The sequence below is a fragment of the Novacetimonas hansenii JCM 7643 genome (assembly GCF_000964405.1).
Lineage (GTDB): Bacteria > Pseudomonadota > Alphaproteobacteria > Acetobacterales > Acetobacteraceae > Novacetimonas > Novacetimonas hansenii.
On sequence record NZ_BANE01000262.1, the window covers coordinates 1 to 2001 of the forward strand.

A 2001-nucleotide genomic window follows, 5' to 3' on the forward strand; every position below is an offset into this window, starting at 1 on the left:
AAAAACTTTTCTTATTTTTTTATCAATGGTTTGTTTTCAAACAGTCTCTGGCTTTTGAATAGACAGGACAAAACCTGAAATTTCCCTATTCCTCTTGATGGCTTGTTTTTAAACTACCTTTCCAGAACAGATCCTGTCAGGAAGAAGGATAATGCCCACTGGCCTTATTATTCTTTTCCGATGGCTGATATGAAAAAAGCCGGGACATGGTTTCCCATGTCCCGGCCCCCGCACGGCTGGCCTGTGGGGCCGCCTTATTTCTGCGGATAGGAGAAGGTAAATTTCTCGGTAAATGTGTCCCAGAATCCGGGGGTTCCGGTCTCCTTGTCCACATGGTGCAGGAAGCCGTTCTTTTCCGGCGAGGAATAGCGCAGTTCGACTGTGTATTTGCCCGGCCCGTCCATTTTCACGTTATTGGCGTAATGCGGGCCGTCCTTTGCGGTCATGGCGCGCATTGTGCCGCTGGCGCTGAAGGAAGAACCCACCTTCGTCAGGGTATAGTCGATGGTGAGGTAGGGAATCCACGCACCATCGGGATAGCCCCAGACATTATCGGCCGTTGCGTGAACATCGGTTTCAAGATGGATCACATCCTTGCCCATCGGCATGTCGGCGGGCATCGGGGCCATGTCCACCCCGACAAGGTAGCTGGAGGCGATTTCCATATCGTGGGCCTGTACCGGGCCGCCAATCGGGTATTCACGGGCAAGGGCCGGTGAAACCGTCGTGGCGATACCTGTCACAAGGCCAGCAGCCAGAAGGCCTTTTGTAAAGCGCATGTCTTTATACCTTTGTCAGCATATGTGGAAAAGAAGGGTAACGTTCGGAAAGTTGCCAGGGGGAACGCGCCGGTATGAAATCAGACAGAGTAGAAATCATGAATGATGCAATGAATACGGATGAACAGGCAGGCATGATGGTAATCAACCGGTCTTCCCGCCCGGTATCATGGGCGGGCGCGGGGCAGTTTCGAACGAATGGCCCAACAATATGAGAATAATTATCAATGTCAATATAGCGCGACGACAGGCCATCCAAAAACTTCTGGCCGCACACGCGCTTGTCATTCCATGCGCTCATTCCATCCGCCACCAGGCGGGCGGCCTTTGTCCCTCAACGCAGCTTGATCGAAATTATGCCCCCCACCATGCCCGCACGGTATAGGATCAGGTGAAAAGACAGGAGGATATGATGGGACGTGTATCAGGTAAGGTTGCGCTGGTAACGGGCGCCGCACTGGGTATTGGCAAGGCGACGGCGCAGCTTCTGGCGAAGGAAGGCGCAAAGGTCGTCATTGCGGACCTGAAGGCCGCCGAGGGACAGGCCGCCGTGGCGGAGATCACGGCCGCAGGCGGGGAGGCCATGTTCGTCGAACTCAATGTCGGGCAGGAGGATGACTGGAAAAAAGCGATTGCCGCCATTATCGCCCGTTTCGGGCAACTGGATATCGCGGTCAATAACGCGGGTATCCTCTACAGCGGTTCGGTCGAAAGCACGGACCTTGACGACTGGCGGCGTGTGCAGTCGATCAACCTTGATGGTGTATTTCTCGGGACGAAATACGCGGTGGAGGCGATGAAGCCTAACCGGCGGGGATCCATCATCAATCTGTCCTCCATTGAGGGACTGGTGGGGGACCCGATGCTGGCGGCCTATAACGCGTCCAAGGGGGGTGTGCGTCTGTTTACCAAATCCGCGGCGCTGCATTGCGCGAAATCTGGCTATAACATCCGGGTCAATTCCATCCATCCCGGCTATATCTGGACGCCGATGGTGCAGGGCTATACCCACGACACCGTCGATCAGGAGGCCGCGCGCCAGAAGCTGATTGCGCTGCACCCGCTGGGTCATCTGGGGGAACCCGATGACATCGCTTATGGCATCGTGTTCCTTGCGTCCGATGAATCAAAGTTCATGACCGGAAGTGAACTGGTGATCGACGGTGGTTATACCGCGCAGTAAGAGCCCGATCCGAAAGTTTTTCAAGCTTGACAATGCCTT

General features: G+C 54.8%; 3 protein-coding genes. 1 reads left to right on the plus strand and 2 read right to left on the minus strand.

What is annotated here, in order from left to right:
* Positions 1-254: 254 nt before the first annotated feature.
* Positions 255-779, minus strand: a complete 525-nt coding sequence (locus tag B7G66_RS14310) for an iron transporter (RefSeq protein ID WP_040511007.1) — start codon at positions 777-779, stop codon at positions 255-257.
* A 4-nt stretch (positions 780-783) separates the two neighbouring features.
* Positions 784-1080: a hypothetical protein gene (locus tag B7G66_RS14315; RefSeq protein ID WP_048859317.1), complete on the minus strand. Its 297-nt coding sequence runs from the start codon at positions 1078-1080 to the stop codon at positions 784-786.
* A gap of 111 nt (positions 1081-1191) precedes the next feature.
* On the opposite strand from B7G66_RS14315, the gene B7G66_RS14320 reads away from it, so the two are divergent.
* On the plus strand, positions 1192-1962 hold the full coding sequence (locus B7G66_RS14320) for a glucose 1-dehydrogenase (protein ID WP_040512695.1): 771 nt from the start codon (positions 1192-1194) through the stop codon (positions 1960-1962).
* Positions 1963-2001: the final 39 nt, after the last annotated feature.